The 1275-nt window shown below is 63.4% G+C and carries 2 pseudogenes; both read right to left on the bottom strand.

The features are described from left to right. Positions 1–656 (bottom strand): annotated as a pseudogene (locus tag ACS5Q1_RS46585) (IS110 family transposase); the annotation flags it as partial. A gap of 183 nt (positions 657–839) precedes the next feature. Further along, a pseudogene (locus ACS5Q1_RS46580) lies at positions 840–1073 on the bottom strand (transposase); the annotation flags it as partial. Between the last annotated feature and the right edge of the window lie 202 nt (positions 1074–1275).

Genomic DNA, 1275 nt, shown 5'->3' with positions numbered 1-1275 from the left:
GGAATAGTCATCAGCCGCTGGCAGGCCTGAGACGAGCGCGCCAGCAGGCGCATGTCGCGATCGATCGCCACGACCGCTTCCAGAACGGCCTTGCGGGCAGCCAGCAGGCCCTGCATGGCCCCGGACAGGCCAGCAATCCCCTGGCTGGCTTGGATCACCTGCTCGGTAAAGCGCGGACTGAGCCCACGTGGTAGCCGGACCCCGAACACCACCGCCAGGCCGCGGATCTGGTTCTCCAGGGTGACGCGCTGCCCGACCAGCTTCTTGCGGGCGATGATCAGAGCGCGCACCGCATGGGCCGGCAGTGACTTGACATGCACGGGCTTGAAGAAGCCGGTGCGGGCGAGATGGGCCAGCCCACGGGCATCGTTGCGGTCGGTCTTGTGGGTCGCCAGCGACTTGAGGGCTTGATAGGCCTGCCGGCTCTCGATGCAGATCACCGGCAAGCCAAGAGCCGCGAGGCCGTGGAAGAGCATCGGGGCCATGCGGCCGGTCTCGAGCACGATCTTTGCGCAGGCAGGTGCCGTTTCCAGCACGGCGGCAATGGCTTCTGGGGTGCTGGAGGCTTTTGCCTCCAGCACGACAGCTCCGTCGCGATCGACCACACAGATGTAGGTCTCATTCATCGAGACGTCTAAACCAGCGTAGTAGTCCATGGCTGCTCTCCTGTGCACGGGGCCCGCCGATGTTATCGGCATCCAGGGAGAGCCGCCCCATTACCCAATGTTGAAAAAGTCGGTATCCAGACGGGCTGGGGCAGCGATGCAGCTTGCCTTGTCGAGCTTAGAACTGCGGTGAGGAGTATCCTTCGGGCCTTCTCAGGCTCCTTGGGTCACCTGAGCGCCACAGGGACCGCGCAGCCGCAGGCGTCCCATCTTCAGGATCCGCTTGAGATGGGCAAACACCATCTCGATCCGCTTGCGCCCCTGCCGCGACCGCTCGAAGGCCGCCGTGCCCCTCAATGAGCGCGCGACCTCGCGGGCATGCTCATAGATGCTGCGCGGGATCCTGCGGGCTGGCGTGTTGGGGCAGCAGCGCTCCTTCAGCGGACACGGGCCACAGTCAAAGGTGCTGCCCAGATAAAGCCGGTTCGTGCCTTCATTCACGATCCGGCCGCTGGTGGGGTCAGCGCAAGATCTGTTCCCAATGAGACGGCGGCATTATCAACCAAACACAGCTTTTCCTTTGCAGCTAAGCTTTTGCGTGAGATTCTGATCTCGTGATCGATGGCCGGATCAGGAGGTCAGCATGCAGCTGTCCGTGGGCGAAATACTG

The organism is Microvirga sp. GN3 (genome assembly GCF_055792825.1).
This window is presented reverse-complemented; position numbering and strand designations above follow the sequence as displayed.